This window comes from Microbacterium sp. Leaf203 (assembly GCF_001421275.1).
Lineage (GTDB): Bacteria > Actinomycetota > Actinomycetes > Actinomycetales > Microbacteriaceae > Microbacterium > Microbacterium testaceum_A.
This window is the reverse complement of the sequence record NZ_LMKF01000022.1, coordinates 1,278,932-1,284,257: the sequence shown is the minus strand read 5'-3', so window position 1 is coordinate 1,284,257 and position 5,326 is coordinate 1,278,932. Positions and strand designations below refer to the sequence as shown.

Genomic DNA, 5,326 nt, shown 5'->3' with positions numbered 1-5,326 from the left:
GGGGCCGCTCGGACTCCTGGTCCGAGCGACCGCGGTTGTGATCTCAAAGGGCCTCAGGCCCGGCGCCTCACGGCGAGCTGGGCGAGGTGACCTTCAGCGAACCCGAGACGATCTGCTCGCGCAGCGCCGACAGCTCGTCGGTGAGGCCGGCGGGCAGCGTGAACTTCGAGTTGAAGTCGGCCAGGCCGACGCCGTCGTTCTCGAGCGTGCCGACGTAGGGGGTCACGTCGAAGTCACCCTTGGCCGCCTGCGTGACCGAGTCGTACACGGCGGTGTCGATGCGCTTGAGGATCGAGGTCAGCACCAGGTCCGACACGTTCGGGTCGGCCTTGGCGAGGTCGGAGTCCACACCGAGCATGACGCTCTTCGAGCCGCTGTCGCGGATCGCGTCGGCGGCGCTGCTGTAGATCGGGCCACCGACGGGCAGGAGCACGTCGACACCCTGGTCGAGCAGACCCTGAGCAGCCTGCTTGGCCGCGTCGTTGGCGGCGAAGCCACCGGTGAACGAGCCGTTCTGCGCGGCGACGTCCCAGCCGAAGGTCTGGACGCTGGCGCTCTTGTCCTCGTCGTACTTCTTGACGCCGTCGACGAAGCCGTCCATGAAGATGGTGACGGGCGGGATCGGGATGCCACCGACGGTGCCGACCTTGTTCACGCCGTTCTCAGCCGAGTAGGCGGCGGCGGCGTAGCCACCGAGGTAGGCGGCCTGGACGGTGTCGAACAGCAGCGGCTTGATGTTCGGGGCGTCGGTCTTGCCGTCGTTGTCGGTGTCGGCACGGTCGTCGATGATCGCGTACTGCAGGTTCGGGTTGGCCTTGGCCGAAGCGACGGTGTCGGCGCTGAGCTTGAAGCCCACCGCGACGATGAACGTGCAGCCCTCGGCGACGAGGTTCTCGAGGTTCGGGGCGTAGTCGTTCGCCGAGCTGGACTCGACCTCGATCGCCTTGACGCCGAGCTCGCTCGCCGCCTTGTCGATGCCTTCCTTGGCCGACTGGTTGAACGAGCGGTCGTTCCACCCACCGTCATCCGAGATGATGCAGGGGGTGAAGCCCTCGACGATGTCTCCCCCGGCAGCAGCGGTCGAGCCGTTGCTCTCGGGCGCAGCGCCGCAACCGGCGAGCAGCACGGCGGCGCCGAGCATGGCGAGACCGCTGACGACGGCCTTCTTCGTGGTCTTCACGAATGGTCCTCCAAGACGGATGCCCCCAACGGGTTTGAGGGACGATCCCGTCACGTTACCTACTGTGTCGCCGCGCTTGTGCGCCGGGAGCCCCCGCGCGCGGCAATGGTTACAAAGACGCAATCTCGCGTCACGCCACCGCCACACGCCCGGACATGAACGAGACCGGATGCCACAAGGTGTGGCATCCGGTCTCAGAGGCGATCCGCGGGCCGATGTCTAGAGGACGTCGCCGCGACCGGTCAGCTTGAGCGCGTCGACGACGCCCTTCACCCGCTGGGCGTTCTCGCTCGTCGTGACCAGCAGCGCGTCCGGGGTGTCGACGACCACGATGTCGCGCACGCCGATGAGGCTGATCACGCGCTTGGTCTGCGAGACGACGATGCCGCTCGAAGCGTCGGAGAGGACGCGGGCGTCCTCACCCAGGATCGCGAGCTCATTGCGCCCCCCGGAGGAGTTGAGCTTCGACAGGCTCGCGAAGTCGCCCACGTCGTCCCAGTCGAAGTGGCCGGGGATGACCGCGAGGCGTCCCTTCTCTGCGGCGGGCTCTGCGACGGAGTAGTCGATGGCGATCTTCTTCAGACCCGGCCAGATGCGGTCGACGGCGGGGCCGCGACGGTCGCGGTCGTCCCAGGCCTCGGCCAATTCGAGCAGGCCGGCGTGCAGCTCGGGCTCGTTGACGGCGAGTTCGGCGAGGAGCACGTCGGCACGCGTGATGAACATGCCCGCGTTCCAGAGGTAGGCGCGGTCGGCGAAGTACTCCTTCGCGGTGTCCAGGTCGGGCTTCTCGACGAAGCGTTCCACCAGGTAGGCCTCGGGAGCGCCATCGACGATGAGCTCACCGGCCTGCTTGATGTAGCCGAACCCGACCGATGCTTCGGCGGGCTGGATGCCGATCGTGCAGATGTACCCCTCGCGGGCGACCGCGACGGCCTGACGCACGGCGAACTCGAACTGGCGAGTCTGACGGATGACATGGTCGGCCGCGAACGAACCGATGATGACGTCGGGCTCTCGGCGGACGAGGATCGCCGCGGCGAGGCCGATGGCCGCCGAGGAATCACGGGGTTCCGACTCGAGGAAGACGTTGTGGTCGGGGACCCCCGGGAGTTCCCGCTCGACGGCCGCCCGGTGCGCGCGACCGGTGACGACCGCGATGCGCCCCTCGCCGGAGAGCGGGCCGAGCCGGTCCCACGTGTCGCGCAGCAACGTCTGACCCGAACCGGTCAGATCGTGGAGGAATTTCGGAGCGTCGGCACGGGAGAGAGGCCAGAGGCGGCTGCCGATCCCTCCGGCGGGGATCACGGCGTAGAAGTCGTCGATAGCGGGGTCTGCCATGGCTCCGACCCTAGCGGTCGCGCCTGCGAACGCACGGGAGGTCGAGGCGGCGTCCACGGAGGGGTGAACGGCATCCGATTTATCTCGATGTCGAGAGAGTGTTAGGCGACCCTCATCCCCGCCGTTCATAGCCCGGCCGTAGTATTCAAGGGCGCCCGTGTGACGCTCGGGGCCCGTGCGAGGCCCCACACCGTGTTCGATCAGGGAGGACGACCGTGTCAGCACCAGCACGTGCCACGCCGTCGGTGAAAGAGACCACTTCGAAGAGGCCCCGCGGCACTCTGTACCGGGGCCGCGAAGGAATGTGGTCGTGGGTGCTTCACCGCATCACCGGTGTCGCCATCTTCTTCTTCCTCCTGGTGCACATCCTCGACACGGCGCTCATCCGCGTCTCGCCCGAGGCCTACGACGCCGTCATCGGCACCTACAAGAACCCGATCATGGGTCTCGGCGAGGTGGCCCTGGTCGGCGCGATCGCGTACCACGCGTTCAACGGCCTGCGCATCATCCTCGTGGACTTCTGGCCCTGGGCCACGCGCCACCAGCGTCAGCTGTGGTGGGGCGTTCTGGGCCTGTGGGTCGTCACGATGCTCGGGTTCACCCCGCGCCACCTGATCAACGTCTTCAGCGCCGTCACCGGGAGCCACTGATGTCCGTCGCCCAAGAAGCCGCCACGATCCCCGCCCCCCGCACGCCCAGCGTGCGCAAGAAGGGCTCCAACCTCGAGAAGTGGGGTTGGATCTACATGCGCGCCTCCGGCGTGCTGCTGATCGTCCTGATCTTCGGCCACCTCTTCGTCAACCTGATGACGGGCGAGGGCATCCACCAGATCGACTTCGCGTTTGTCGCCGGCAAGCTCGCCTCGCCGTTCTGGCAGTGGTGGGACGTGCTGATGCTCTGGCTCGCCCTCATCCACGGCGCCAACGGCATGCGCACGATCGTCAACGACTACGTCGGCAACGCCACCGTCCGCAAGATCCTCGTCGGATCGCTGTGGGTGTCGGCCGGATTCCTCATCCTGCTCGGCACGCTCGTCGTCTTCACCTTCGACCCCTGCCTCGGTGTGACCGAGAGCAGCTCCCTGTGGGACGTGTGCCAGGCGGCGTGAGCCGGCGGCATCCCTTCTCTCCCCTGACAGCAGAGGTATTGCACACGTGAGCACTCAGACCAGTTCGGACTCGATCGTCAAGGACGGCGTCCACTACCACCAGTTCGACGTCGTCATCGTCGGCGCCGGCGGCGCGGGCATGCGCGCGGCCATCGAGGCCGGCCCCGGCGCGAAGACCGCCGTCATCTCGAAGCTCTACCCCACGCGTTCGCACACCGGTGCGGCGCAGGGTGGCATGGCCGCCGCGCTGGCCAACGTCGAAGAGGACTCCTGGGAGTGGCACACCTTCGACACCATCAAGGGCGGCGACTACCTCGTCGACCAGGATGCCGCGGAGATCCTCGCCAAAGAGGCCATCGACGCCGTCATCGACCTCGAGAACATGGGCCTGCCGTTCAACCGCACGCCCGAGGGCAAGATCGACCAGCGTCGCTTCGGCGGGCACACCGCCGACCACGGCAAGACGCCCGTGCGCCGCGCCTGCTACGCCGCTGACCGCACCGGCCACATGATCCTGCAGACGCTGTTCCAGAACTGCGTCAAGCTCGGCATCAACTTCTTCAACGAGTTCTACGTGCTCGACCTCATCACGGTGAAGGACGCCGCCGGCAAGACCCAGGTCGCCGGTGTCGTCGCCTACGACCTGGCCACCGGCGAACTGCACGTCTTCCAGTCCAAGGCCGTCGTCTTCGCGACCGGTGGATTCGGCAAGATCTTCAAGACCACCTCCAACGCCCACACCCTCACCGGTGACGGCGTCGGCATCGTGTGGCGCAAGGGTCTGCCTCTCGAGGACATGGAGTTCTTCCAGTTCCACCCGACCGGTCTCGCCGGTCTCGGCATCCTCCTCACCGAGGGTGCCCGCGGTGAGGGCGCGATCTTGCGCAACGCGAGCGGTGAGCGCTTCATGGAGCGCTACGCCCCCACCATCAAGGACCTCGCTCCTCGCGACATCGTCGCCCGCTGCATGGTGCAAGAGGTGGCCGAGGGCCGCGGCGCCGGTCCCCACCGCGACTACGTGCTGCTGGACTGCACGCACCTGGGCGCCGAGGTCCTCGAGACCAAGCTCCCCGACATCACCGAGTTCGCCCGCACGTACCTGGGCGTCGACCCGGTGGTCGAGCCGGTGCCGGTCATGCCGACCGCGCACTACGCGATGGGCGGCATCCCCACCAACATCAAGGCCGAGGTCCTCGCCGACAACGACACCGTCGTCCCGGGCTTGTACGCCGCCGGTGAGTGCGCGTGCGTCTCGGTGCACGGCTCGAACCGCCTCGGCACCAACTCGCTGCTCGACATCAACGTGTTCGGCAAGCGCGCCGGCCGCAACGCCGTCGAGTACGTCAAGACCGCCGACTTCGTGCCGCTTCCCGAAGACCCCGCCGCCGAGGTGCGCGGGCTCATCGAGGGTCTGCGCAACAACAGCGGCACCGAGCGCATCGCGGTGCTCCGCAAGACGCTGCAGGACGAGATGGACAAGGGCGCGCAGGTCTTCCGCACGCACGAGTCGCTGGCCCACGTCATGGACGTGATCGCCGACCTGCGCGAGCGCTACAAGAACATCCACGTCGACGACAAGGGCAAGCGCTTCAACACCGACCTGCTCGAGGCCGTCGAGTTGGGCTTCCTGCTCGACCTCGCCGAGGTCGTCGTCTACTCCGCGCAGAACCGCGAAGAGAGCCGTGGCGGTCACATGCGCG

The 5,326-nt window shown here is 67.4% G+C and carries 4 protein-coding genes and 1 pseudogene; 3 read left to right on the top strand and 2 right to left on the bottom strand.

Going from position 1 to position 5,326, the window contains the following annotated elements; translation table 11 throughout:
- Nucleotides 1-67 precede the first annotated feature (67 nt).
- Together ASE56_RS07200 and ASE56_RS07195 are read right to left on the bottom strand one after the other, a co-directional pair.
- A complete protein-coding gene (locus ASE56_RS07200) occupies nt 68-1,141 on the bottom strand; it encodes a BMP family protein (RefSeq protein ID WP_056228365.1) in 1,074 nt (357 codons plus the stop codon).
- 258 nt (nt 1,142-1,399) lie between these two features.
- Entirely contained in the window at nt 1,400-2,518 is a 1,119-nt protein-coding gene (locus tag ASE56_RS07195) for a mannose-1-phosphate guanylyltransferase (RefSeq protein ID WP_056226747.1), read from the bottom strand.
- 215 nt (nt 2,519-2,733) lie between these two features.
- On the opposite strand from ASE56_RS07195, the gene sdhC reads away from it, so the two are divergent.
- The 3 genes and pseudogenes from sdhC to sdhA form a co-directional block, all read left to right on the top strand.
- Entirely contained in the window at nt 2,734-3,168 is a 435-nt protein-coding gene (sdhC, locus tag ASE56_RS07190; RefSeq protein WP_013583715.1) for a succinate dehydrogenase, cytochrome b556 subunit, read from the top strand.
- On the top strand, nt 3,168-3,626 hold the full coding sequence (locus ASE56_RS07185; protein ID WP_056226744.1) for a succinate dehydrogenase hydrophobic membrane anchor subunit: 459 nt from the start codon (nt 3,168-3,170) through the stop codon (nt 3,624-3,626). Before sdhC ends, ASE56_RS07185 begins: the two co-directional genes overlap by 1 nt.
- A gap of 46 nt (nt 3,627-3,672) precedes the next feature.
- Nucleotides 3,673-5,326 (top strand): annotated as a pseudogene (gene sdhA / locus ASE56_RS07180) (succinate dehydrogenase flavoprotein subunit); the annotation flags it as partial.